This is a genomic window from Desulfitobacterium sp. LBE (genome assembly GCF_007830365.1).
GTDB lineage: Bacteria > Bacillota > Desulfitobacteriia > Desulfitobacteriales > Desulfitobacteriaceae > Desulfitobacterium > Desulfitobacterium hafniense.
This window is the reverse complement of record NZ_VLKD01000001.1, coordinates 4564136-4590032: the sequence shown is the minus strand read 5'-3', so window position 1 is coordinate 4590032 and position 25897 is coordinate 4564136. Positions and strand designations below refer to the sequence as shown.

The window sequence follows — 25897 nt, the reverse complement described above, 5'->3', positions numbered from 1 at the left end:
TCCCCCTTGCTTATTTTTTTATGGTCACCTTCTGTCCCGCGGAATATATCTTCACTTTCTCGGCCCCGGCTACGATTCGAAAAGCCCGGGCATTATCTTTAACCATAAAGCCCGAAAGCTCTTGAAGCCCATGCTCAAAAAGTACAGGAGCCAGCGGGGTCCCCGGGCCAACCAACGTGATCCGCCGGGCGTTCTTTGACAATTCCAGAAGCCTGGGCAGCGTCTTATCCACTACCGAAGCGCAAGTGATATAGACATAGTCACACTCCGGCAGGATAAATTCACTGGCCGGCAGGGGATAGTCCCCTTCCTCCGGACTCCACTCCAGAATAGAAAGATCGCAGATCGGCTCCAGAAGGCTTTCCAAATGGGGGAAATGACCCACCACCCCAACCTTTTTGCCTTTCACTTCATTCTGAGACATGATAAAGGGGTCGTTCATGCGGTCCTCGACCCTTTTGGCATCGGAGAAAATTACACCATGTTCTCTGGCTACTTGAGGATTATTGTAATAAGCGTTGATCGCCGCCAATCCGATAGAAGCCTCTACATAATTCCAGGACTTGACACAGCCTGCTGCCACCCGCAGGGGCAGGCCCAGCAAATTTTGGGTGAGCATAGGCATTCTTGTTTCAAAGGGACGATTGGGCCCCAGGCCCACGCCGTTCCCGCTGCGAACCACAGAATGAGTCGTTCCGCAGACCAGCTCATCCACCAAAAAATCTTCAGGAATCCCGTTGATCATGGCGTCATAGATTTCCCACATCTTCCGCACCTCTTTTCCTCATTGTTCAATGGTTTCTCATCGTTCAATCGTTATTCATTGTCAATCGTCACTCAAGAGCCGCCCACTCCGGCAGCCGGTCAATCATCTCTCCCAAGCGCAGGCGGTTTCTCAGTTCCCCCAGGACATTATCCAGTTTTTCGATGGTTTTGAGGCTGGCTCTTTCTTCCTCTGTTGTATGGATGACTTTGGCGATTCCACCGTCCTTAATCACAATCCGTTTATCGGCGCTTAAGCCCAGGAGGGGATCATGGGTGGAAATCAAGATGATCTTTTCCCGATGGGCCAAGAGGGTGATGGCTTGCCTCCGATCTATCCCTGCGTTCTCTATTTCATCAATCAAAACGATAGGAGACTCGCTGATAAACGCTGTGTCGGCGATCATCAAGGCCCGGGATTGTCCGCCGCTGAGTTGGGTTACTTTCGTCTCCTCGGAAAATTTTTCTCCCGCCAGATCATTGGCACATTGAAAACATCGGCCAATTACATCCTGCGCATGAGGAATCAGCCTGCTCTTGGCATGCATTTCCAAAAACTCACGAACCGTCAAATCCATGACGAAGTTCATGTTCTGGGACAGCTGAGCCACCAATTTTCCTTCCATCTCAAAACGCTGGAGATCATCCAGTTCCGCGCCATTGATCCGGATCACTCGGCCGGTGGGTGTATCTCCTTGAGCCAGACACTCGATATCATTGAGCAGCCGGCTCTTTCCTGAGCCGGTTGGGCCGACAATACTGATAATCTCGCCGGGATAAATGGTAAAGTTGATGTCCTCAGGTTCTTTCCGCTTATTGTATCCCCCGTGGATGGTCAGAAAAGAAATCACCGTGCGGGAACCTTTCTGCAGGGAAAAGGTTTCAAGAAACTGACAAAAACCCTGCACTACTCCGAAGGGGTCCATGCCAAACTCGGCGAGAGTTTCCTCATCCGCTTCCTGCAATGCCTCCGGCAGGGTCAGTTCGGCCTTGATATCACCCAAGCGCAAATTGGTCAGAAAATCGGCTCCGATCGGATACTCCTTAAGCACATCCTTTAGGCTTTGGTTATGGACCAGGTGTAAAAAATCATTGCTTTTCATCATTGCCAAACTCCATCTTCTTCATCATTCCCATCTGATAAGGCTCCCCAATCCTCGTCTCACCTGTGCAGTAGGAACAGACGGCCGCCGGTGTGGTAAAGCGCAGTTTCATATCCCGGGTGGTTTCAATGTCCCTGGCCTGCTGCAAATGCTTGGCAAGAATAAAAGCCCCTTGTCCGGTAATGCCATTGACAAAGACAATCCGGGCGGCGGGATTGACCTGAGTGATATTAAAGGCAAAAACTTCCCGCTCGGCCTGGGAGACAATATCCCCTTTGGTAACCACGACGATATCGGCAAATTTCAGCATCGGCCCAATTTTGCGGGGGGTATTGATACCTGATAGATTATCGATGACACAAATGGACAGGATACCTTTGATATAAGGGGAACAACGGTTGCATAACCCCGCACTTTCCGTGATCAGCAGTTCAAAACCTGATTGAATCCCCCACTGTACCGCATCTTCAATATTGCTGACAAAGAAATGATCCGGGCAGATCTTCCCTGAAAAACCGGTCTGCACAGGGATCCCTGCCTCTTCATAGCTCAAATTATCAAAAGAAGTCAAACAGTCAAATTTTACGACACCGATCTTCTTCTTTTCCGGCATAGACTCAACCAGCCTTAAGATGACCGAAGTCTTGCCTGATGACGGGGGCCCCGCCACAGTAATAAGTTTCATGGACAACCTCCTCCAAGCCCGGGCGCCACATCACCCACTATATTAGGAAATATCTCTGCCAAGAACTGGCCTTTGCACCAGCCCTAAATTTAAACCAATACAAATATACATAACAATATATATTTCACTTTATTTTTATCTTACAACCAATCAAACTCTATTTCCAGTTTATTTTAATTAATTCATATCTATTTTAGTTCACTCATATTCGTTGACTTAACTTTTTTATACTTGTATAATCTTAGTGAATATTAAATTCCAACAAATTACTTCACTTAACCCATTCCTCGTGAAAAATGTCCCCAGTGAAAAATGTCTCCAGTTTATTTTTAAAGGCGGTAACAAAATGAAGCGTAAAAACCAAGGCATCTCTATGGTCGTAGGTCTTGGCATCCTTTTACTGATCACCATCATTATCTCTTTTCAGCTTGGCCGTTATCCCATTCCGCCCAAGGAATTGTTCGGAATTCTCTTATCTAAAATTTTTCCCGTCGAGCAATTTTGGGCCGACCGTTTGGAAATCGTGCTGATCAACATTCGGTTACCACGAATTCTTTTGGCTTGTTTGGTCGGCTGCTGTCTATCGGCTGCGGGAGCTGCCTATCAGGGCGTTTTTCAGAATCCCATGGCCTCTCCGGATATTCTGGGAGCCTCATCAGGAGCTGCCTTTGGTGCTGCCCTGGCTATACTTCATCACGGCGGCAATAGCTTAATCATTCTGAGTGCTTTTACCTTCAGCCTCCTTACTGTAGCTATTATTTATTTTATCAGTAAAAAAGCCAAGGGCAACAATCTGCTTGGTTTGATCTTAGCCGGAATCATGGTGAGTTCACTTTTTTCAGCCGGTACCTCGTTTATTAAGTTGGTCGCCGACCCTAATGATCAACTGCCGGTGATCACGTATTGGCTGATGGGCAGTTTATCCGGGTCGAAACTAAGCGATATTGCTTTCGCAGTTCTGCCTATGGCCGTCGGCTTGATCCCCTTGCTGCTCCTGCGCTGGCGGCTCAACATACTCACCCTTGGTGATGATGAAGCCAAAACTATGGGGGTCAATGCCAAACAAATCCGCCTGCTGGTCATCATCTGTGCCACCTTTGTTACGGCGGCCAGCGTCTCGGTAAGCGGCGTGATCGGCTGGGTCGGTTTGGTCATTCCTCATCTGGCCCGCAGGCTTGTGGGAAGCAACTACACTGCACTGATGCCGGCTACGATGCTTACGGGGGCAGTCTTTCTCCTTATCGTCGACAACTTTTCCCGCAATCTGCTTACCACAGAGATTCCTCTGGGAATTCTTACTGCCTTAGTCGGAGCTCCCTTCTTTATCTATCTGATTACCCGAAGGGGGGAGACCTATTGAGTATCGAAGTATCCAACCTCAGCTTTGGCTATGATCAACGGCTTATTCTCAAGGATATTAGTTTCTCAGCAGAGGATTATGAGCTGTTATCGATTTTAGGCCCCAACGGAGTAGGGAAAAGCACTTTATTTCGTTGTATACTCGGTTTGCTTCATGGGTACAAGGGACGAATCTCTCTGAATAACCTGGATGTAAAACATATGGGGATCAAGGACATGGCCAGTTGTGTCGCTTATATCCCCCAGTCCCATTATCCCTCATTTAATTACAGCGTATTTGACATGGTGCTGATGGGGACCGCCATACAGGTATCCACTCTCTCCAAACCGGGCCATAAGCAGCTTCGCCTTGCTGAAGCAGCTATGGAAAGGCTGGGAATCACTCATCTTAAAAACAGAGGCTATACTCAGATCAGCGGCGGGGAGAGGCAGCTCGTACTCATCGCCCGGGCCTTGGTTCAGGAAGCTAAAATACTTATTCTTGATGAACCTACCGCCAACTTGGATTTTGGCAATCAGATCCGGGTTCAAAACCAGATCAAAGCTCTGGCCAAGGACGGATACACGGTTGTTCAATCCACCCACAACCCCGATCAAACCTTTCTCTTTTCCGATAAAGTCTTGGCGATGAAGGATGGCAAAGTTCTCGCTTATGGACAGCCTCATCAGATCTATTCGGAAAACCTGATTAAAACCCTTTACGGAGTGGATGTTGAGATTCAAAGTCTCTATAAGGATCAGGTAAGAGTCTGCGTTCCCAAGAGCATTCTTAAAGCGGATTCTCTCCGTGAAAGCTGCTCTTAACTATCTTAAAAAACTATATTATAAAGAAAAAGGAGGCATTATCCACATTATGAGGAAAAAACTTATCTCCATGCTCTTAGCTGCTTCGCTCCTGGTAACCTTTACCACTGCCTGCAGCCCCAGCGCAGCCGCCCCCGGCGGCAAGGAATCCGCTCCGGAAACTTCCACTCAGGGAGATCCCGGCCAGGACAAATCGGTCAGCTTTACGGATTCAGCCGGGCGCACTGTGGAAGTTCCCGCCAACATCACCCGGATTGCAGCCTCAGGCACCATGGCTCAAATCGTACTCTTTCCTTTAGCCGCCGATCAGTTTGTGGGCTTAGCCGGCAAATGGGACCCTTCTGCCCAGGAATATCTGGACCCGAAATATGCTAACCTTCCGGTACTGGGACAGTTCTATGGCAAAGGCGACCTTAATCTGGAGGAAATCGCTAAAGCCGATCCTCAGATCATTATCGACATTGGTGACACCAAGCCCAGCATTGCTGAAGATATGGATGGCATTATGAATCAAGTGGGCATCCCCACAGTCCATATCGGAGCAACCACCGAGACGATGCCCGAAGCCTACCGGACCTTAGGCAAGCTGCTTAATAAAGAGGCAGAGGCTGAAGTCCTTGCCCAGTATTGTGAAGAAGTATTTAAGAAAACCGAAGATATTATGGCCAAAGTCGGCGAAGACGGCAAGGCTAATCTGCTTTATTGCCTCGGTGAAAACGGCCTGAATGTCCTGGCGAAAGGTTCTTACCACGCTGAAATTCTCGATCAGATCAGCAATAACGTAGCCGTTGTCAGTGATGTCTCCAGCAAAGGCAACGGCAACCCTGTGGATATGGAGCAAATCGTTTTATGGGATCCCGATGTGATTGTCTTTGCTCCGGATAGCATCTACAGCACTGTCTCCGGAGAAAAAACCTGGCAGGAAATAAAATCCATTAAAAACGGTAAATATTATGAAGTTCCCCTGGGTCCCTATAACTGGATGGGAAACCCACCTTCAGTCAACCGCTATATTGGCATGATTTGGCTTACCCAGCTGCTCTATCCGGAGCAAGCTCAGTACGATCTCTATCAAGAGACAGCACGCTACTATAAGCTTTTCTATCATAGTGATCTGACCGAAGAGCAATACAAGGCTCTTGTCGCAAACTCCGTTTTTAAATAATCATCGCAGGTGAATCAAGGGGACAGGTCCCATTTTTCAAATTAATCGTCATATCATACATAGCAAACGTCGCAGGTGTAACAAAAGACGACTTCCACGGAAGCCGTCTTTTGTCATATCCCAGGCTGCCTTAACGCAGCAGCCCTTTTCCTTTATCAAAAATCCAAGAACTGCCATTTGTCATCTTGATCCATGGATTGAAAAACAGGACCTGTCCCCTTGATTCACCCTAGTAGTGGGCTCCCGGTATGCGAATGTCTTCTTTTCTTAGGGTGATTTTCAGTTTATCGAGGTATTCCAAATAAGCGACGACGGTCTTTCTGCCAATATTCAGGGCATCCCTGATTTCCGCCACGCTGATGGTTCCTTGGGCGTCCATTAACGAGCGGACGATTTGGCAGACTTTTTGTAAAGCTTCTTTATGGACGAGAATTCCCTGCCCCAGATCCACCAGGTTGCCTGATTTGAGCAGGAATTTCACTACTTCCTCAACGTCCCCTGTTTTCATAGCTGTATCTTTGGCGGCCTGCTGAATACTTCCTGTGTTGAGATCATAAGTTAAAAACACCTTTTCAATCAGGGCTGTTTCCTTGGCTGCCAGAATTCTGGCTAAGGCTTTACCGTCAGGTTCCGACAGGTAGTTTCCATCCGCAAGCAAACGCTGATTAGCAAGGAAATAATTCAGCAATGCTGCAAAATCTTTCGGCTCCATCCCGGAAAAAGCCCCGCTTTTCAGTTCTTCCTTATCCATCTGGTAGCGGTAGGGATATTTCTGATACATTTTCCGGAAGGCGGATTGTATTTTATTAAAATATTTTTCATATTGGTTGATGCTTAAGTATTTACGAGTTTCCTTCAAGATAATTAACTTTCCTGAAGCGACTTCCTTATCCAGGGTTTCCTGTAATTCAGCCCGCTCCGTATTCAAAGCCTGCCAAAGGTCACCCGAACTAAGGGGTTTTTCCGAGGAATTTAAGATTAAGGTGACTAACTCTTCCCTGGTGCCATGCTCACCGATGCTCATAGCATTCATACTTTCCGGGGAAAACCGCTGTCTGTTTTTCGTGGTATGATACAAAACCCAGCCCCCGCCGATGGTCACAGCAGGGGAGTAGCTGCGGATAATAAATCGGTCTTTGCGCAGAATGACGATGGGTTCTTCAAAACGCAGCTGTGCGTGACCTTTCTCCCCCTCAGGGATCTCATCAGTACCCAGAAGCCTGACCCGGGCCAGAACCTCTTTCGTTCCGGTGTGCACATGTACTCTTTGATTGTGTACCAAATTCCCTTTCCCTTTGACGATATAAATCAGCACATCCGCAAGCCGGATTGGAATCAGGGTTCCTTCACGAGCAATGGTGTCGCCCCGCTGTATTTCAGATTTTTCGATTCCGGTGAGATTCAAGGCGCACCGATCGCCGGCAGTCCCTTCGTCGACACTCATATTATGGACCTGAATTCCCTTGACCCGTGTATTAAGTCCGGAAGGATAGATGGCCAGGGTATCGCCTTTGTGAACCACTCCGCTGGTTATCGTGCCGGTGACTACCGTCCCATGCCCTGACATAGAAAAGACTCTGTCGATGGGCAGCCGGAATAATTCTTGACTTTCCTTGACTTGGACCTTTTGGGCAAGCTGATCCAAGGTTTCCCTCAGTTGGGGAATCCCTTCCCCGGTCACGGAAGATACATGGACAATGGGGCTCTCCGCCAAAGTTGTCCCTTGCAGTGTATTCCGGATATCTTCAATGATCATTTCCAGCCACTCGTCGTCCACAAGATCCGTTTTGGTCAGGGCGATGACACCGGTGGTAACATTGAGCAGGTTTAAAATATCCAGATGCTCTCTGGTTTGCGGCATAATACCTTCATCAGCGGCAATGACCAACATCACAAGGTCGATACCGGTGACACCGGCCACCATAGTCTTCACGAATTTCTCATGTCCGGGCACATCAATGATGGATACAGTTTGACCTGAGGGCAGGGCCAGGGAGGCAAAGCCCAGTTCAATGGTCATCCCCCGCCGCTTCTCTTCCTCAAGGCGATCTGTATCAATACCGGTCAGTTTTCTCACTAAGGATGTTTTGCCGTGGTCAATATGCCCGGCGGTTCCTAGGACAATCTTTTTCATCAGTTCACCCCACGATGCTCTGCATGGTTTGCGTAATGAGGGGAAATTCCTTTTCCGACAGGGTGCGGACATTCAGCAGGACTTTGTCTTTAACAATTCGGCAAATAATCGGGATGGGCTCTTGTCTGAGGAGCTCCTGGAGCCGGTTGGCCGATAAACCGTCGATCGTTAAGGATACAGCCTTGCCTTTTAACAGAACATCCGGCAAGGAGCCACCCCCTGCTTCATCATGAACATCCACGATTTCCACTTGACAGCGTTCACCCAAGGCGGCCTGGAGCTGCCGCTCCAGCTCCTCTGCCCGCAGCAGCAAGTCTGCCTCTTTTAAGGCCAGCATGTTTAAGGCGGGGATCTGGGCAAGGGCTTTTTCAGGATTCATATAGAGTTTCAAAACTGCAGTTAAAGCCGCAATAGAACTTTTATCGCAACGGACAATGCGGGCAAAAGGATTCTTTTTAATCTTGTCGATCAAAGCCTTTTTGCCGGCGATGACACCAATCTGTGGACCGCCCAGCAATTTATCCCCGCTAAAGGTGACAAGATCCGCACCGCCAGCGATAACTTCCTGTACAGTCGGTTCATGGGGCAGTCCGATTTTGCTCAGATCATAGAGGCAGCCGCTGCCCAAATCCTCCATCACCAGTACATTTTTTATTTTGCCCAGCTCCACTAAATCCTGAAGTGGCACTTCTTCTGTGAAGCCGGAGATTTTATAATTGCTGGTATGAACTTTCAACAACACGGCCGTATTTTCCGTAATGGCCTTGGCATAATCATCTGGTTTCGTTTTATTCGTTGTGCCGACTTCGATCATCGTGCAGCCACTGGAGGCGATAATATCCGGTATACGGAAGCTTCCGCCAATCTCCACCTGTTGCCCTCTGGAAATAATGACGTCTCTCTGCTTAGCTAAGGTATTAAGGCTTATAAACACTGCAGCAGCATTATTGTTGACCACCATGGCGCTTTCAGCACCGGTTAAACGGGTAATCAGAGGTTCGATATGGGTATGGCGGGAACCCCTGTTGCCGGTTTCCAGATCAAATTCAAGGTTGCTGTAACCTTCATTGACTTCTTGAATTAAGCCGATGGCCGAATCCGGCAGAGGGGCCCTGCCCAGATTCGTATGCAGGACAATTCCTGTGGCATTGATCAATTTTTTCAAGCAGGTACTATCCTGGGCATCGAGCTTATCTTTGAGTTCCTGAACCAAATGCAAGGTGATCTCCTGGCGGGACAGGTGGGACATAGATGCCGCAAAGGACTTATCTCCAAGCAACTGTTTTCTGTAATCATCGATGACCTGGGTTATTGTTTCACCAAGCACAGCTTTGCCAATCCCCTCGGCCAAGGCCGCGACTTCAGCATGATCCAGGATTTCATTCATCGGAGCGATGGTTCTCAGCGCTTTTAATCGTTCTAAATCCTTCTCCAAAAACAGTGCCTCCTCATAGCAAAGGGACATGAATTGAGCAGAGAGCACACTGCATTGATCATGTCCGCAAATCACCACTATTACATTCTTTGGCGGGAATGTGTAGGAGTCGAACCTACCTCGGCCGGATCACCCACCCGACAACGGATTTGAAGTCCGCGGAACCCACCGGGATCCATCCATTCCCATAGTGTATTATATATCATACCTGGTATGCTTTTCAAATAGGCAACTCAATTTTTTTAAAGTTCCCTAATTCCAACCATGTTGCCCGGTCAGCCATTTTTCGGCAGCATAGTTGAGAGGCATAGTCCGTATATCCTCCCAGACCAGATCGTCGACACTTAATTTTCTCAGATCCACCTGTTTGAAATAGGAGCCACAGTCAGAACAGACCGCCACTTCCAGCCCAGGATACTGTTCAGATTTAAGGTAGGTTTGTTTTTTGGCATCCATGCTGCCGCAACAAGCGCAGCCGGAAGCATCGACAGGTCGCTGATAACCACAGACCAGGCATTGCTGGTAGCGTTTGCCGACCGGCGGAGCCAAAAGGGTCATAAAATGTTTCTCTCCGCAGACCGGGCAAGTCCCAAAGGGTTGATTATCTTCCCCGGGTTTGGGAACCAAGTGTTGGCAGAGCATCTGGGCAACACCGGCCAGAGCCAGTTGCAATCGGGCAGCAGCTGCATTATCCAGAGACTCGCCCTGCTTAAATTGTTCCAGGAGGGTGCGCAAATCAGCTTTTTCCTGTGGTTCATCGGCAACTTGATTGAGTCTTTGCCACAAATCAATAATGCTTTCTTCAGGCAAATTATCCAAAGTAAACCGCGGGGAAGCAGGTTCAAGCCGGAAATCAGCCGCCAGGCTGGAAGCGTGCTCCTGCTGCCAAAGCTTTATTTCCCCCTGCAGCTTCAGATAGTTATCTTTTACTGCAACCAAATGCTGTTCTTCTTGTTCAGTGGTCAGAATATTTTTCCGCACAACGTTTCCTCCTAAAGAAAGTCTGCCGCCAGCCCCTAAGCCCAAACCGGCACCCGGGCCGGCAGCAGACCGGATCATTTATTTGCTGATGAAGCTATCATTATAAGCAGCTGATCAACCTATTTCCCCGCCTTTTCCTGCTTTTCAATCTCCTCATACCAGGCGCCATGATGGGACTTAGCAAAGCCTTTGGATACATAACCCTTAAGCATGCCCGGCAGAGCAGCCCGTGATTCGGGATGGATCAGGGCCAGGTAGAGATGCCCGATCAGAGCGGTGGTCATGAAAATCATGGATAGGTCGTGAACAGGATAGGCTATGCGCACTAAGCCTATGGGGAAGTACTGGGGAAACCACATGATCAACCCGCTGATGGTGATAAAGATAGAGCCAAAAATGGTGAAGAGGGAGTTGATTTTTTCCCCTCCGTTAAATTTTGCCTGGGGAGGGTAATTGCCATGCCCGCCGAAGAATTCCACGGCAAAGGCTTTGACATGCATCACATCGGCCTTCGTCCAGGTAAAGACAGAACGAATCCACCCCCAGTGATGCTTGGTGTCACCGATAAAGAACTTCATGCCGACAGCAACGGCAAAGAAGAGGGCCGCAACCCGGTGAATCATGCGGGCGTTGTCAATTCCTCCGACGATGGCCATAGCCGGCCGGAAGGTAACCGACAAAACGGCTAAACCCGTAAAGAGAAGAATCAAAAAGGAAACTGCATGAACCCAGTGACTGAATCGTTCCCCATCTGTAAATCTCAGAACTTTTCCTTCCGGGACTTGTTTGGAGTTTTGTGCCATTACAGTGACCCTCCTTTCCCCTGGTGGTCATCTTCAACAAAATGCTCCTTGCTGTAATTTCCTTTAGCCACATTGACCAAAGTTCCAACAAGAACTGCTGCCGCCGCGCCACCGCAAGCAATCGCACCCAGCGGGCGGGCGATATCCTTCCAAAGGGTCAGGGTAAAGGGAACCGTGGGATTGGCCGGCAAACCATAGGATTCCGGAGTATCCAGGAGGATATACTTATAAAGTGTTCCCCCTACCACATCCTTGCCATAGAGATTGGCCTTGGGATATCTCTGCTTCAGCTCAGACAAGCGCTGTTCAGCCTTTTGCATCATTTCGGCATCATCCCCAAAGGTCAGGGTTCCCGGCTGGCAAATGGCGACACAAGCGGGCTCAAGGCCATTCTCCACCCGTTCCCAGCAGCCGGTGCACTTGGTGGCCTTTTGGGTTGTCTGATCAATCCTGGGAATATCAAAGGGGCAGTTGGTCACGCAGTATCCGCAGCCGATGCATTTGTCCTCATCAATGATCGTAAATCCGGTCTCCGTTTTGGATATAGCCTCAGAGGAGCAGGCTTTTAAGCAGGCAGCATCGGCGCAATGAAAGCATTGAGCTTTCCGCATCATCCAAAGCATGGTATTGTTTTCGTACTTTTCATCGAAGGCAATATAAGTGTAGGTGTTAGGATCCAAATCTTTGGTCGACTGATAACTTTTGACCAATGATGTCTTAACAGCCGGTAACTCATTCCATTCCTTGCAGGCTGCGGAACAGGCCTTGCAGCCGGTACATTTAGAGGTGTCCACGAGAATCATTTTTTTACTCATCTGCTACGCCCTCCTTATGTTGACCAGGCAGCATTTATATTCCGGGGTGCCTGCAGTGGGATCGATGGCGCTGATGGTCAGGTTGTTGGTCGTCGGTCCGGGACTTAGGGATGCGAAGCCCCAACTCCAAGGCATACCAATGGTTTCGGAATCCTGACCGTTGATCTTTAAGGTCTGAATTCTGTCCGTTACCAGAGCGACTACTTGAACTTTGCCACGGGCAGAAGATACTTCTACCATGTCCCCTTCTTTGACTCCGATCTTTTGGGCCAGGTTTTTGCTGATCTCGGCAAAGGGCTGCGGCATCAGCTCATTGAGCATGGGAATATTTCTCGTAATCCCGCCTGCGCAGAAATGCTCAACTAAGGCATAGGTCGTTAGTACATAAGGGAAATCTTCCTTGCTGCCATGGTTCGTAACACCAGGCAGGAAGTTCGGGATGGGCACGGTAGGATTAGAGCTTACATCCGGATGCAGACTATTGACCGTCGGACTTTCCACCGGCTCATAAAACTCCGGCAAAGGACCGTCATTACATTGACCGGCCGGCCTAACGCCAATATGGGGTAAGCCATCCGCTGCGGGTGTGGCAGGAATTCCACTGAAATATTTCGCAGTGAATAAGCGGCCTACTCCTTCAGGATTCATGCGGAAAACCTGTTTCCCTTCCGGGGTATCCGGGCCTTTGGTTTTGTCCGGCACATCGGCACCGTCATTGCCTTCCCAGGAATTCTTGGCCGCATCCCACCAAATCAGCTTGCGGTTCTCATCCAGAGGCTGACCGTTCATATCACAGGAGCCGCGATTATAAAGGATGCGGATGTTACCCGGCCAGGAGAAGCTCCAATTGCGGTATAGACCAAGCCCCGAGGGATCATTGTTGTCCCGGCGGGCAGCCAGGTTGCCATTGCCTGTAACACCGGCATAAATCCAACAGCCTGACGAAGCTGAGCCGATAGGAGCTTTTAAATAATCAGCCAGGGTAGGCAGCACTTTACCGGTTGTTTCATCATAACCACTGATCTCCTGGAGAACTTTCAGCGGATCCGGTTCATGACCATAGTCCCACCGGGCCTTGAGAATGGGTTCATCCTTAGGATCGGTACTGCCGGCATAAAGTTCTTTAAGTTTATGGTAGATATGATCCAGAATATCCAGGTCAGGCTTAGCTTCCCCTGGCGGCTTCAGAGCAGCATCCTTCCACTGAATCCAGCGGCCGGAGTTGGATAGCGTGCCCCCTTTTTCATAAACGAAAGCTGCGGGAAGCAGGATGACTTCTGTGTTGATTTTGGCCGGATCGACCAGGAGCTCGCCTGTGGTCGGATCCTTTTCACGCCAGAATTGGGCGGTTTCAACCTCATAAACATCCGCGATGACCAGCATATCCAGCTTTGCCAAGCCTTCACGGACGATTTGCCGGTTAGGGATGGATACCATGGAATTCGAGCCAAAGTTAAGCAGCATTTTGAATTGTCCGTTATTGGCAGCTTCCCAAAGTTTTACCATGCTGTAATTCTTGCCTGAGTTGTACTTAGGCAGGTAATTAAAGCAATAATCATTTTCTTTAGTGGCATTTTCGCCAAACCAAGCTTTGAGCTGAGAGACAATATGCCTTTCAAAAGCCGAGCCGCTGCGCACCAGATAACTGCGCAGATCCTTATCCGTATGAACCGGGGCCGGCAAGTAACCCGGCAGGTTATTAAAGAGATTGGCCATATCGGTGGAGCCTTGAACATTGGGCTCACCACGCAAGGCTTGGATGCCGCTGCCTGCTTTACCTACGTTGCCCAAAAGCAGCTGGATGATCGCGTAACTGCGGATTCCCTGAACGCCGGTGGTGTGTTGGGTCATGCCCAGTGCATAAAGAATGCTGCCTGGTCTGGTATTGCAGAAGGTATCAGCAATTTCTTTAATTTTTTCAGCAGGTATACCGCTGATATCGGCCCCTACTTCCAGAGTGTAACGGGAGAAATGCTCTTTAAGCTTGCCAAATACGCAATCAGGATCATCCAGACTTTCCGCTTTCACCGGTTTGTTTTCGGCATCAAGCTGATAAGCCCAGCTGTCAAAATTATACTTTTTGGTCTCGGGATCAAATCCGGAAAACAGTCCATCGGCAAATTTAAAGTCTTTACTGATCTTGTACAGCCCATTGGTATGGTTGAGTACATAGTCTTGATCATAGAGTTTGTTCTCTAAGATATAATTGATGATTGCATTTAAATAAGCAATATCCGCACCGGGACGAACCTGGGCAAAGATATCTGCTTGGGAGGCGGTACGGGTAAACCGTGGATCCACCACGATCACCTTGGCGCCGTTTTCTTTGGCTTTATTGATCCAACGCATAGCTATGGGATGATTCTCCGCACAGTTGCTGCCCGCAATCAGGAAGCATTTCGTGTTTTGCATATCCGTCCAGGAATTGGTCATAGCTCCGCGGCCAAATGAAGGTGACAAACTTGCCACCGTGGGAGCGTGTCATATCCGGGCCTGGTGTTCGTTATAAGGTGTTCCGATGAGCTCGGACAGTTTCTTGATCAGGTAGGATTCTTCATTATCCACTTCGGCTGAACCGAGAACGGCAATGCCATCAGCGCGGTTTACATTGTAGGCTGTACCACCAATTTCTTCCGTAGCCATCCAGGTTGTGTCACGAACTTCCTTGATCTTTGAGGCGATCTTATTAATCGCTTCATCCCAGGAAATATCCTGCCAATCGCTGGACCCGGGAGCTCTGTATCTGGGCTTTGTGACACGGTCCTTGGCATTGGCCACATGACCCAAACTGGCCCCTTTCGGACACAAGGCACCGGAATTCACCGGATTATCCGGGTCTCCATCCAGATAAACGAGTTTTTCGTCTTTAATATGAAGCAGCAAACCGCACCCGCCGGAACAGAAATGGCAGATGCTAGGAATCTTAGTTGTTCCTTCAATTCTAAGACTAAATCCCTGGGCTTGGGCGATCTGTGGATCAAAGCCAAGACCGGAAGCCAAAGCAAACAGGGATGCCCCAGAAAGCTTAAGGAACCCACGACGAGTTACTTCCATTTACTCTCCCCCTCTTATTATTACAATTGCCCCGGCTTTCGCCGAAACAAAAATTTACGTAAAACCCCTCATTAACTGTCTTTTCTAGTGTTAAGAAAGCAGTTTTGTATGTGAATATTTTAAATAACTATCTCTTATTTAAATGTCAAAAATCACCCCTATGAATTTTAGATTTATTTTCAATAACGAAAAAATATATTTTCTATTCTGCCATAGGACATAAGAATTGTCAAATAATTTAGACAATAAAGAAAGTGATAACTTTCAGTTACTTTCTGTTTATTCCGTAAATAATACAGATAAGCACTGAAGGCTTCAATAAGAAAAGACTCCGGAGAGTACATTTCTCCGAAGTCTTTTGCCTATTGAAGTCCTATTTCATTTTCATGATAGCTCATGGGGTAAGATGCATGATAATAGGGTTCAAACTCATGATCATCCATCATGGACTCCAGTTCCAGTTCATAATTCTGCATAGCTGCCATGGCTGCTCCCGCCAAGCCGAGCACCCGCAGAGCAGGCCGTCTCCACACCATATAGCCTATGGCAAGGCCAAGGGGAGCAGAGATACTGAATACGGTATGGTCATTGTGCTTGAGTTTAACCTGGGTTTGCCAAAGCTTGTTGAAACGATTCTTGGTGCCGCTCCACATCTTTCCCACCATCCCATTTTCAAGGGCTTTCTCTCTTTCGCAATCCGCCAACGCTTGAATCACATCCCCGTTGGACCTTAGCAAGGCACGGCGGGCTTCTTCATAGCTTAGATTTAAGCGGTCGCACAGAATATCAACTTTCTCCAGTTCCGTCCACATCTCTTCGCTCATTTAAATCATCCTTTCCGCTTGGGTTTTGTCCCACGTTGACCAAGCGGTTCCCCATACTCCAAGATCTTAAGGATTTATCTAAGGTTTGTTCGCAAAAATACTGTGAGGCCTCAAGGATCTCTTTTTTGCTCCATTGGTTCCAGCGCAGCCGGTTCAATTTTTCCAGCTCTCCTTGAAGAAGCTGGCGCATTAGCCCTAGGCTTCCCCCACTGACCCATCTCCCGACGGCGGGAGAACTTCCCTGAGTTTGACATTGGCGGCAAACTACCCCACCGGCGTCCGGGCTGAATAATAACCGCTCCCCTTGAACTCTTTGCCCGCACTCGGCACATTCCACTAAACGCGGGCGATAGCCGAGATAATTCATCAGCTTCAAAGCGTAGGTACACTGAACCAAAGCCGGATCACAGCTTTCCACGAGAAATAAACTGGAAAAGGTGAGGGTAAACAGTTCCGGATGAGGTTGTCCGGGAAGAGTTGCCAGATCAAGAAGCTCTGCCATTGCCGTAGCCGCCATGCTCATATCTAAGTCCGTCCATAAATGGGGAAAGCTCTCCCTGGGGCTGACCTGGTTGACAGTATCCAGTGACTTACCTTTATGTAATAGGTATTCTGCATAGGTAAACAGCTGGGCTCCTGCTCTTTGACGGCTTTTCGGTTTACGCACCCCTTTGGCAACAGCTTGGATTTTCCCGTATTCTCTTGAAAATAAAGTGAGCAAACGGTCTGATTCTCCATACTCCCGGCTTCGAATCACCAAAGCATCGGCGTGGTAAACTCCCACATCTTCACCTCATAGTCTTTGTAAATATCCCGTTCTTATACCGTGATTATTTGCACGCCGGAACTCGTTCCCAGGCGATCAGCTCCGGCCTCCACCATCTGTAACGCGGTCTCACGGGAACGTATTCCTCCCGAAGCCTTCACTTTGACGGATTGACCCACCCAGGCTTTCAGATTGCGTACATCTTCCACGGTAGCTCCGCCGCCGGCAAAGCCTGTGGACGTTTTGATATAGTCCGCTCCCGATGCCTTGACGATCTCTGCCGCCTTTTGCTTCTCCTCTTCAGTAAGCAAAGAGGTTTCGATGATGACCTTGATCGTGACACCACAGCAATGAGCCGCTTCCACAGCCCGTGTTATATCTTTCGCCACAGCTTCCCAATTGCCCGATTTCGCCCAGCCTATATTGATCACGATATCCACTTCCCGGGCACCATGTGCTTTAGCGGCGAAAATTTCCTGAACTTTAATCTCCGTCATGGTCGCTCCCAAAGGAAAGCCGATGACTGTGGCTACTCCCACACCGCTGCCGTGTAAAAGCTTGGCGGCAGTGCAGATATAGGCCGGATTAATACAGACTGTGGCAAATTTGTGCTGCTTGGCTTCATGGCATAGATTCACAATATCTTTTTCTGTAGCCTCCGGTTTGAGAAGTGTATGATCGATCATGCCTGCTAAGTTCATTGTTCTCATCCTTTCTAACTCCGATCCGAATATCCGAATTCCCGGAGACTCCTTCCCCGATTGCGCCAATCTTTCTCAACCTTGACAAAGAGCTCCAGAAAGACCTTGCTGCCCAACAGGGTCTCAATATCCTGGCGGGCTAAACGACCGATTTCTTTGAGGAGACTTCCCCCATGACCGATGATAATGCCTTTTTGGGAATCCCGTTCCACTACAATCAGGGCACGGACCTTGATCAGGGTTTTCTTTTCTTCCACACTCTCCACAACGACGGCAATAGAATGAGGGACTTCATCCCGGGTAAGCTGAAGCACCTTTTCCCTCACCAGCTCCGCCATAATAAAGCGTTCCGGCTGATCCGTGACTTCATCCTCAGGATAATACATAGGCCCTTGAGGCATTTCTTTGAAAATCAGCTTCAGCAGTTCATCCTTATTCTCTCCGGTTTTAGCTGAAATAGGAAGAATCGCCAGAAAATCTTTCAAAGCAGAGTAGTCCTTAATAAGCTTTAATAATTTATCTTTTTCAATAAGATCAATTTTATTCAGCAGAAGAATACAGGGAGTCTTTACGTGCTTGAGATTTTCTAATATGTATTCCTCGCCGGCACCAAACTCAGCGGTCGTATCCACCATATACAGGATAAGATCCACTTCCCGGAGGGATTCCAAAGCCGAATCCACCATAAACTCGCCCAGCTTGTGCTTAGGCTTATGAATTCCCGGCGTATCCAGAAAAACGATCTGCCCTCTTTCCTCGGTCAGTATACAATGAATCTTATTCCGGGTGGTCTGAGGTTTATCGGACATGATTAAAATCTTTTGCCCTAAAAGTTGGTTAAGTAATGTAGATTTTCCGGCATTAGGACGGCCAACCACTGTGACAAATCCCGAGCGAAAATCTCTATTAGGTTCAGAACCGTGCAAATTTGCTCACTTCCTTAATGTTTAATCGTTATGACTGCTTTGGTATCTATGTTATAGGGATAGGCTGCAAAGGTAGTTGAAAATCCGGCCATTCTGAATTTTACTAAGCTAGCTTCGCAAATTTCGCAAAGGGCAATTTTTAACGGACTAGCCCTGTTTGAATAAGAAAACCCGCCTCGCCCGAAGATATTGTCTTCATACTTTGTTTGCCTTAACCCCATGCTCGTAAATGAGGCAAAGGCGCTGGTTGCACTTATGCTTGCAAAGTTATCCAGCGCCAGCCTATACTTTCTGACCGTTTTAGAAAAATTCCAGCCAAGGCCTAACCTAAGAATTCAGGGCCAAAGGAATCAGGAAGCAAAACGCTCAAGCGGGTCATCTTAGTTTGCCCCTTGCCATTGACTAAAATAACCAGGCAATCCTGGGAAAACTCCCGCAACACCTGGCGGCAGGCACCGCAGGGCGAAGGAAAGGCATCCGTGGGCACTGCCACTGCCACCGCCTTCAAGCGGCGCTCTCCATGATAGGCACTGTGGAAAACAGCATTGCGCTCCGCGCAGATAGTTAAGCCATAGCTGGCGTTCTCCACATTACATCCGGCGATGATGCGCCCGGATTCCCAAAGGGTAGCAGCTCCTACCGGATAGTTGGAATAGGGGACATAGGCGCTTTGATAGGCTTTCTGGGCCCGGCGGATTAGTTCTTCGATTAGCTCTGGAGAAATTTGTTCTGGTGAGTCCATAGCGGCTCCTTTCGTTTGCGGGGTTCTTGGGGCTTAGTCCTGAATCTTGGATTTTGTGCGTAAAGCTACGGCTTACAGGGCTTTTTCAAAGTCATGTTTGCTGGTCTTCTTAAGCTCTGCTGTCCAGCTTTCCTGGAGCTTTCTCCCAGCAGCCGACTCTGCCGCTTAAGCGGCGTCGGTAAAGGCGGAAAAAGCCGCTCAGGCAAAGCTTCCTGCCCCGCATTCCCACAACGCCCCACTCGCTCAGGCCCGAAAAGCAGCCCAAGGATTTTGCCTTACGGTAGGAAGCGAATTTAAGCGAGCGGAGACAAAACTTCGCGAAAAGCCTGCAGCAGAGAAAGGTTGGAAACAGGACGTTTCCAACCCGCCATTGAGAACAAGTGCGAAAGCAGTGCTTTCGAGGAGCGATTTGGCGGGGCACCTTTCGGAGCGGAGGGCTTGAGCGTTAGTTTTGTCCGCGCAGCTTATGGAGCGACCGATGTAAAGCAAAATCCTGGAGACATCCGGTGACTCCCGACGACATCCGGAGCCTTCTGGAAACTCCGCCTCCGAAGGCCTTTTTCAACTCAGCCCAAGCAGGCCGGCTAAACGAGGCCCAAAAATCACGACCCCGACAGCAACCGCTATGATCGCCGTGATCAAAACCGCCCCGGCCGCTACGTCCTTAGCCAAGCCGGCCTGTGGGTTGAAGTTTGGTTCAGCTAAATCTACGGCAAGCTCCACCGCCGTATTAAAAGCTTCTGCTGCCATGACACTGCCCATGGTCAGCAGCAAAATCACCCATTCCCAGCGCTCCAGTCCCAGCCAAGCAGCAATGAGCAGAACTAATGCGGCGGTGCATAAGTGGAAGCGAAAATGTCTCTGGGTTTTGCAGTTATAGAGAATTCCCTGAAAAGCATCGCCAAAGCTTTCCCAGTTGGAAGGTTTTTTATGATATTGTCCCATAGTCATCTTCCTTTACCTTAACGCAAAAGACCGATTTGACTCATTACCGCTTCTTCTTGCCGGCGCATTTCCTCTTTATCCGCTTCTTCCATATGATCATAGCCCAGAAGGTGGAGAGTTCCATGGACCGCTAAATAGACCAGTTCCCGTTCAAAGGAGTGGCCATAATCAATAGCCTGAGCTCTGGCCCGCTCCACTGAAATAATTATATCACCAAGCAGATGGTCCTCGTAATCCAGGATGTCAGGTTCATCCGACCTTTCCTCCTGCAGGGCAAAGGACAACACATCGGTTGGCCGATCCACGCCACGATAATCTCGATTCAGTTCATGGATTCTGGCATCATCCACTAAGGTCAGGCTGACCTCAGCCTCCTCGGACTCCGCGGATAAATGGACGGCCTTGGCAATTCCCTGCTCTAAAAGCCCTGTAAGTGATCCACGCTCATTTTCAGGAATGGAGCCTTCTTCCCAATTAATATCCAAATACATCGGTGCGGAACCGCCTAAACGGCTCCTCACCCCCTTCCATTACGAATTATCAGCTTTTTCCGCCTTGGATTCTCCTTTTGCTTCCGCGGATTCTCCTTCCGCAGCAAGCTCCTCTTGCTCCATCTCCCGGACATCCTCAAGCTTCCCCGGTTCCGGCAGCTGTTTGGTATGCATATCGGGGTACTCTACCCGGGAATGAAAGATGCCGCTCAAAATCCGGACAAAAGCGGTGGCAATTTTATCTAAATCCTGGAAGGTCAAATTACACTGACTAAGCTGATCATCATTAAGCTTGTCCTTGATGATTTTACGAACCAAGCCTTCAACACGCCCTGGCGTGGGCTGTTTCATAGCACGAACTGCCGCTTCCACACTATCTGCCAGAAGGACCAGGGCGGCCTCTTTGGTCTGAGGCTTAGGCCCTTCGTAGTGGAAGGCTTCTTCGGGGACATTAGCGTTATCTTCCATAGCTTTATGGTAGAAGAAGCTGACGACACTATCCCCATGGTGCTGGGCAATAATGTCCTGGAGGACCTGAGGCAGATTTTCTTCCTTGGCCATCTCCAGCCCGTCTTTTATATGGGAGGTGATGATCAAGGCGCTGAGAGTGGGAGCTATTTTATCATGAGGATTATCTTGGGCGAACTGATTCTCAATAAAGAAATAAGGCCTCTTCAGTTTGCCGATGTCGTGGTATAGGGCTCCTACCCGAACCAAAATCGCATTGGCCTGTACCTCTTCTGCCGCTGCTTCCGCCAGGTTGCCCACCAGCACACTGTGGTGATAAGTACCCGGCGCCTCCATCAAAAGCCGCTTCAACAAGGGGCGGTTAGGATTGGAGAGTTCCAATAAGCGTACTGCCGAGGTAATTCCAAAACCAGTCTCAAACCAATGAAGAGTTCCCACCGCAAGAACTGAGGAAAAAATCCCGTTCACAATCCCTAAACCGATGCTGATCAGCCAGGCAGAGATACCCATTCCTGAGATTAAAGCAATACAGCTGGCCGTAAGCACATTGAATGCTGCAATATAAAGTCCCGCCCGGGCCAAATCGGATCGCTGGCTTAATAGGGAGACACTATGAACACCAATAAAGCCGCCAAACAAGGCGATCAGAGCAATCAGCCAACCCGAATGGGTAGACATAGTGGGATCAGCCAATAAACCCACAAATACAGACAAAAGTGCCGCCGAAAAATAAGCTATCTCCACATCCACCAGAATGGCGATGGTCATAGTAGCCCAGGCCACAGGGATCAAGATACCGGTCATGGCATTATATTCGGCATCCCCCAGATTCAGGGAGATGACCGCTTTCCCCATAGCAAGGACCAGGAACATCATTAAAGCAATGAGCAGCAATTTTTTAGATATATCGGAAACGTTTTTCCGGTATTGATGAGCATAAAATGTCATAGTAACGATACTGGCTAAGACAATCAAGGCGATACCGGCAACAGAACGCCAAGGAGACTGGTTCTCAACCAGTCCGTAGCCCACCAGAACCTGCATGATTTTCTCGTCAACAATTTCTCCCGGTCCGACGATCTTTTGATTGGCTTTATAACGCTGCGATTCCATGAGTACCGAAGCCCGTGCGTTCTGCCTTAATTTCTCTGTAGCCTCTGTATCTTCCAGCAAGGTGGGCTGAGTGATTTTAGCATCCACGAACTCGTTGAGAAAAGCCTTGAACTCGTCCGGGAAAGAGGCTTCATTAATATCCTGCTTAATCTTTTGGCGTAAGGCAGGGACATCTTGAGGTGTGTGGGCACCTGTCTCCTTACCGCGGGCATTCACTAAAATAACTTCCGTGGCTTTCTGCTCTTTTTCTTCCAATAAATCCAGGGAGGAATCCAACAGGCCTTCCAGTGCTTCCTGGGGCAGAACATTAAAAGGAGCAACTTGACGCAGTTTTTTCAGCACATCTGCCTTATCTTCATCACTGGCTATTGCTTCCTCCAAAGCAGTAAAAGCCGTGCTCAAATCCCGGGAAATGCTGGTCAGATACTCTTCATCCTGGGTATAAACCGGCTTAACCGCCTCCGCCGCCGCTTCTTGATCCTGGTAATACTTTTTTAAATCCTCAATATTCTTTTCATAAGGAGCCGTCACAAGCTGAGGGCTGGGATCACCCAACTTCAGGTGAAGTTTGGAGACAAAGAGTCCTGAAGACAGAATACTTGTGAACAGCACAAAACACACCACCAGTACCTGGATATGCCGCCAAGTGGTGCTTATATCAGAAAAAAGCTTTAAGGAGCCTAATCTACGAATGTTCAAACGCATCCTTCTTTCACTGACCTGGTTCTGAAGTTTCTTCAGCCTTTTCATAAGCCTGAATAATTTTTTGAACGAGAGGATTGCGTACTACATCGGCAGCAGTAAAGTAATGAAAAGAAATATCCGGTAGGCCTTTGAGAATATTTTGGACTTCTTTTAAACCGGAATAATGGCCCCGGGGCAAATCCACCTGAGTCACATCTCCTGTAACCACGGCATGGGACCCATACCCCAGGCGGGTCAGGAACATCTTCATCTGCTCAGGAGTGGTGTTCTGAGCTTCGTCCAAAATCATAAAAGAATCATCCAGAGTACGGCCCCGCATATAGGCTAAAGGAGCAATCTCAATGGTCCCCTTTTCAACATAGCGCTGTGTCGTCTCCGGCCCCAGCAAGTCATAAAGAGCATCATAGAGAGGCCTTAAATAAGGATCCACCTTTTCCTGCAGATCTCCTGGCAAAAAACCGAGCTTTTCCCCCGCCTCAACTGCCGGCCGGGTCAGTACAATACGGTTAATCTCTTTAGCCCGCAGAGCCAATACGGCCATCACTACAGCTAAATAGGTCTTTCCTGTACCTGCCGGTCCGATGCCGAAGACAATGGAATGATTCTCTAAGGCTTCAAGGTACTTTGCCTGGCCCAATGTCTTCGCCTTAATGGGGCGCCCCCTGTGAGTGGTGGCAATAACCTTGGCGAGAGCATCAGCCATGCCTTGACCATGACCTTCTTCCACTTGGGAGATAACATAAGCAACGCCTGCGGGAGTCAAAAGGTGCCCTTGCCGAACCATGTCCAACAGCTCCTTAACCACAGCTTCCGTCTTGTCAACCTCATCGACACTTCCGGTAATGGTCATTTCTTCCCCACGCACCACCAGCCGTGTCCCCAAGTGTTTCTCCAACATCTTCAAATGAGCATCTTCCGTCCCAAGCAAGTTCATTGCTTCAGTGGCATCCTGCAAATAGACCTTTGCTTCTTTCGTCAATTTTTCGCCCCCTGGTGCTAAAACTCCTACACGAATTATTCCTCCGGGTAAACCGCTAAATCCTCATACGACTCTACTTCAATGCGCACGCGCTCACCGTCAGCCTGTTCCAAGACACGAACCTTTTCCTCCAGAATACGAGCTCCCGGGGAAATCGTCTCATGGACTTCCGCCCGTGCCAATTCCTCTGCGGCCTGGCGAGCTTCCATTTCATTTCGTTCAATCTGCTTCTTCTGCAGTTCATTATACTGCACAGATACTATTTCGACAGGAAGCCGCCAATTCCTCCATAAGGTTACCCCATGATATTGAACTTCCTCTTTGACCAAATTAAAAGGCGATTCCGGTGTTGTTACCATTATGACTCGTGCACCGAATTTTATACCCCAGCCTTTGGCAACATTTCCGCTCTCAATGATCCGTTCCTCATCATAAGGCACCACAGCTTCGGCACTGTACCAGACCCTCCCGCGTACAAAGCCTTTAGCAGCGGGAACTATTTCAGGAATATAATCCTTTTGTTGCAGCTGGCGGTCCGTTCGCGGTCTGGCGCTGGGATTGTGGATAGCTCTTGGTGCTTGAATCAGGACCTGCCCCGGCTTGACAATTTCCCCTTCATGAACCAGCGGCGTCCCTTGGATGACCATAACCTGCTGAACTAATCCAGCCTTGCTGGCTACTAAATTCCCAGCTTCACCCGGAACCTGAGGACGGACTTTTTGCACTACTTTAATCTCCACACGAGTGCCATGTTTGCTGATACCGACCCAGGCGGCATCCGGGAATTCCTCAACCAATAGTTTGGAAACTTCATTTAAATCCACGGAATCCTGCCGCGTCCACGTCTTGAGTCCATGTTTTTCGGCGCTGTCAAAAATCTCCTGACTGGAAATCGTCGTATTCCCCGACACGGAAATAGAAAGAATCATCTGGGACAAGACAGCCAGTGCCACACCGATAATCATAATCCCAGCCAATAAGAACTTCCGCCGCCACCAGCGTGCGGCTACAAAAGGCCATCCGTATTTTGCCACGATGCGCACTCGGGTATGAGTCAGGCGGGCAGGCCGCTTTAAGCGGCGGAAGTCCTGAATCTTCACTTGGGCTCTTACGCCTTTTTCTGAGCGCTGGGTTTTATAGAATACAATGCCCTGGCGTATTCCCTCATTAATAAATCGAGGCAGCTGATTTCCCCGGGCCACAAAAAGAACACGCCCTTGCAGAAACTCTCGGAACCTAGCAATCATTTGGAGTCCCCTCCTCTATAGTATACAAAAACTCAACCTTGCGCATAAGCTAAAGCTGTAAATTGTCCGACAATCCATAGCTCTGTTGCCAATACTGTCTTAAGCACAAGTTCCTTGCCGGTAATCGTTAACTGGCCTTCCGTTGTATGTAAAAGAATCTCTTCTGGCGTAAATTCAACGATTTCCAAGTAGTTTTCCACAAGAACTTCCTGACGGCCGGTAACAGTAATACGCGGCCCGTTTCCGGCAACATCCGGGGGAAAATCCAGCGCTTCCCCTACATTTTTGGTGAGTTTATCCAACATAAATAACCTCCTCCCTTCTAAAACCATGTTTATGAAGGAAGGAGGTTAAATAGTCCAAGCTTGAAGGACAAAGCAGGCAAAAGATCTTACGGATTATGTCCTGATTCTACATCTGTTCATTTTAACTGAAGCAGGACCTTCAGCAGCTCATCCGGTGAGGGAGGGCAGCCCGGAATCTTGATATCCACAGGTAACGCTTCTCCCACACCATTATGGGCTGCATAAGCCTCTTTAAACATTCCCCCATCCAGGGCACAATCCCCTACGGCAATGATCCTTTTGGGGTTGGGGGTCCCTTCATAGGTTGCCAGCGCAGCCTGAATCAGATGAGTGGACATGGGGCCGGTGCACATCAGAATATCCGCGTGGCGCGGAGACGCTACAAAATCCAACCCAAAGCGCTGCAGGTCATAGATAGGGTTGAGAAGGGCGGACATTTCCCAATCACACCCGTTGCAGGAACCGCAATCCAGGTGCCGGATATGCCAGGATTGACGGAGGGAACGGAGGTGGGCCTCGCCCTGCTCCAATCGTTTTTCACTTAACCGACCCATCTTCAAGCTTCGTTTCAGCAAATTCCACATG

At 48.9% G+C, this 25897-nt stretch carries 25 protein-coding genes and 1 tRNA gene; 4 read left to right on the top strand and 22 right to left on the bottom strand.

Features of this window, described 5'->3' with window-relative positions; all coding sequences use genetic code 11:
- Positions 1-10: 10 nt before the first annotated feature.
- The 3 genes from DESLBE_RS21585 to DESLBE_RS21575 all read right to left on the bottom strand — a co-directional run bounded on the left by DESLBE_RS21585 (position 11) and on the right by DESLBE_RS21575 (position 2550).
- Positions 11-766 (bottom strand): DUF364 domain-containing protein, encoded by a 756-nt coding sequence (locus tag DESLBE_RS21585; RefSeq protein ID WP_058491234.1) that lies wholly within the window; start codon positions 764-766, stop codon positions 11-13.
- A gap of 67 nt (positions 767-833) precedes the next feature.
- Positions 834-1865, bottom strand: coding sequence for an ABC transporter ATP-binding protein (locus DESLBE_RS21580; RefSeq protein ID WP_058491284.1), 1032 nt, complete (start codon positions 1863-1865; stop codon positions 834-836).
- Entirely contained in the window at positions 1852-2550 is a 699-nt protein-coding gene (locus DESLBE_RS21575; protein WP_005816408.1) for a GTP-binding protein, read from the bottom strand. Before DESLBE_RS21575 ends, DESLBE_RS21580 begins: the two co-directional genes overlap by 14 nt.
- Before the next feature lie 346 nt (positions 2551-2896).
- Between DESLBE_RS21575 and DESLBE_RS21570 the strand changes: the two genes are divergently transcribed.
- From DESLBE_RS21570 to DESLBE_RS21560, 3 genes are read left to right on the top strand one after another with little or no spacing between them, the layout of a single operon-like run.
- Positions 2897-3910: an iron ABC transporter permease gene (locus DESLBE_RS21570; protein ID WP_011460845.1), complete on the top strand. Its 1014-nt coding sequence runs from the start codon at positions 2897-2899 to the stop codon at positions 3908-3910.
- Positions 3907-4713 (top strand): ABC transporter ATP-binding protein, encoded by an 807-nt coding sequence (locus DESLBE_RS21565; protein WP_005816411.1) that lies wholly within the window; start codon positions 3907-3909, stop codon positions 4711-4713. Before DESLBE_RS21570 ends, DESLBE_RS21565 begins: the two co-directional genes overlap by 4 nt.
- Positions 4697-5878, top strand: coding sequence for an ABC transporter substrate-binding protein (locus tag DESLBE_RS21560; RefSeq protein WP_144678182.1), 1182 nt, complete (start codon positions 4697-4699; stop codon positions 5876-5878). The genes DESLBE_RS21565 and DESLBE_RS21560 overlap by 17 nt, the downstream gene beginning before the upstream one ends.
- A 229-nt stretch (positions 5879-6107) precedes the next feature.
- Here the strand turns inward: DESLBE_RS21560 and selB are convergent, their stop codons facing one another.
- From selB to DESLBE_RS21505, 12 genes are all read right to left on the bottom strand, one after another.
- Entirely contained in the window at positions 6108-8012 is a 1905-nt protein-coding gene (selB, locus tag DESLBE_RS21555) for a selenocysteine-specific translation elongation factor (RefSeq protein WP_144678181.1), read from the bottom strand.
- Positions 8013-8016: 4 nt separating this feature from the next.
- Complete coding sequence (gene selA, locus DESLBE_RS21550; protein WP_144678180.1) at positions 8017-9447, bottom strand: L-seryl-tRNA(Sec) selenium transferase; 1431 nt, start codon at positions 9445-9447, stop codon at positions 8017-8019.
- Between the two features lie 90 nt (positions 9448-9537).
- A tRNA-Sec gene (locus tag DESLBE_RS26690) sits at positions 9538-9634 on the bottom strand.
- A 65-nt stretch (positions 9635-9699) separates the two neighbouring features.
- Positions 9700-10506, bottom strand: coding sequence for a formate dehydrogenase accessory protein FdhE (gene fdhE / locus DESLBE_RS21545; RefSeq protein ID WP_144678179.1), 807 nt, complete (start codon positions 10504-10506; stop codon positions 9700-9702).
- A gap of 41 nt (positions 10507-10547) precedes the next feature.
- Positions 10548-11231: a cytochrome b/b6 domain-containing protein gene (locus tag DESLBE_RS21540; protein ID WP_005816420.1), complete on the bottom strand. Its 684-nt coding sequence runs from the start codon at positions 11229-11231 to the stop codon at positions 10548-10550.
- The gene (locus DESLBE_RS21535) at positions 11231-12046 is read right to left on the bottom strand and encodes a 4Fe-4S dicluster domain-containing protein (protein WP_011460849.1); all 816 of its coding nucleotides are present in this window, start codon (positions 12044-12046) and stop codon (positions 11231-11233) included. Before DESLBE_RS21535 ends, DESLBE_RS21540 begins: the two co-directional genes overlap by 1 nt.
- A 3-nt stretch (positions 12047-12049) precedes the next feature.
- Positions 12050-15100 (bottom strand): formate dehydrogenase-N subunit alpha, encoded by a 3051-nt coding sequence (gene fdnG / locus DESLBE_RS21530; RefSeq protein ID WP_144678178.1) that lies wholly within the window; start codon positions 15098-15100, stop codon positions 12050-12052.
- Between the two features lie 362 nt (positions 15101-15462).
- Positions 15463-15924, bottom strand: a complete 462-nt coding sequence (locus tag DESLBE_RS21525) for a DUF4342 domain-containing protein (RefSeq protein WP_011460851.1) — start codon at positions 15922-15924, stop codon at positions 15463-15465.
- Positions 15887-16708 carry a DNA repair protein RecO gene (gene recO / locus DESLBE_RS21520; protein WP_011460852.1) on the bottom strand — a complete coding sequence of 274 codons (822 nt, stop codon included), beginning with the start codon at positions 16706-16708 and terminating at the stop codon, positions 15887-15889. The genes DESLBE_RS21525 and recO overlap by 38 nt, the downstream gene beginning before the upstream one ends.
- A gap of 35 nt (positions 16709-16743) precedes the next feature.
- Positions 16744-17400: a deoxyribose-phosphate aldolase gene (gene deoC / locus DESLBE_RS21515; RefSeq protein WP_015945142.1), complete on the bottom strand. Its 657-nt coding sequence runs from the start codon at positions 17398-17400 to the stop codon at positions 16744-16746.
- Positions 17401-17405: 5 nt separating this feature from the next.
- Positions 17406-18317, bottom strand: a complete 912-nt coding sequence (gene era, locus DESLBE_RS21510) for a GTPase Era (RefSeq protein WP_011460854.1) — start codon at positions 18315-18317, stop codon at positions 17406-17408.
- 322 nt (positions 18318-18639) lie between these two features.
- Positions 18640-19059: a cytidine deaminase gene (locus tag DESLBE_RS21505; RefSeq protein ID WP_005816436.1), complete on the bottom strand. Its 420-nt coding sequence runs from the start codon at positions 19057-19059 to the stop codon at positions 18640-18642.
- Positions 19060-19401: 342 nt separating this feature from the next.
- On the opposite strand from DESLBE_RS21505, the gene DESLBE_RS26685 reads away from it, so the two are divergent.
- Entirely contained in the window at positions 19402-19569 is a 168-nt protein-coding gene (locus DESLBE_RS26685; protein WP_172625475.1) for a hypothetical protein, read from the top strand.
- Between the two features lie 51 nt (positions 19570-19620).
- Here the strand turns inward: DESLBE_RS26685 and DESLBE_RS21495 are convergent, their stop codons facing one another.
- The 7 genes from DESLBE_RS21495 to DESLBE_RS21465 all read right to left on the bottom strand — a co-directional run bounded on the left by DESLBE_RS21495 (position 19621) and on the right by DESLBE_RS21465 (position 25896).
- Positions 19621-20004 carry a diacylglycerol kinase family protein gene (locus DESLBE_RS21495; RefSeq protein ID WP_144678177.1) on the bottom strand — a complete coding sequence of 128 codons (384 nt, stop codon included), beginning with the start codon at positions 20002-20004 and terminating at the stop codon, positions 19621-19623.
- Between the two features lie 17 nt (positions 20005-20021).
- A complete protein-coding gene (gene ybeY, locus DESLBE_RS21490) occupies positions 20022-20495 on the bottom strand; it encodes an rRNA maturation RNase YbeY (protein ID WP_144678176.1) in 474 nt (157 codons plus the stop codon).
- A 39-nt stretch (positions 20496-20534) separates the two neighbouring features.
- Positions 20535-22775: an HDIG domain-containing metalloprotein gene (locus DESLBE_RS21485; protein ID WP_144678175.1), complete on the bottom strand. Its 2241-nt coding sequence runs from the start codon at positions 22773-22775 to the stop codon at positions 20535-20537.
- A gap of 13 nt (positions 22776-22788) precedes the next feature.
- The gene (locus DESLBE_RS21480) at positions 22789-23760 is read right to left on the bottom strand and encodes a PhoH family protein (RefSeq protein WP_005816443.1); all 972 of its coding nucleotides are present in this window, start codon (positions 23758-23760) and stop codon (positions 22789-22791) included.
- A gap of 35 nt (positions 23761-23795) precedes the next feature.
- The gene (yqfD, locus tag DESLBE_RS21475; protein ID WP_011460858.1) at positions 23796-25007 is read right to left on the bottom strand and encodes a sporulation protein YqfD; all 1212 of its coding nucleotides are present in this window, start codon (positions 25005-25007) and stop codon (positions 23796-23798) included.
- 32 nt (positions 25008-25039) lie between these two features.
- The gene (locus tag DESLBE_RS21470) at positions 25040-25312 is read right to left on the bottom strand and encodes a YabP/YqfC family sporulation protein (RefSeq protein ID WP_015945147.1); all 273 of its coding nucleotides are present in this window, start codon (positions 25310-25312) and stop codon (positions 25040-25042) included.
- 116 nt (positions 25313-25428) lie between these two features.
- A complete protein-coding gene (locus DESLBE_RS21465; protein WP_011460860.1) occupies positions 25429-25896 on the bottom strand; it encodes a formate hydrogenlyase in 468 nt (155 codons plus the stop codon).
- Position 25897 lies beyond the last annotated feature (1 nt).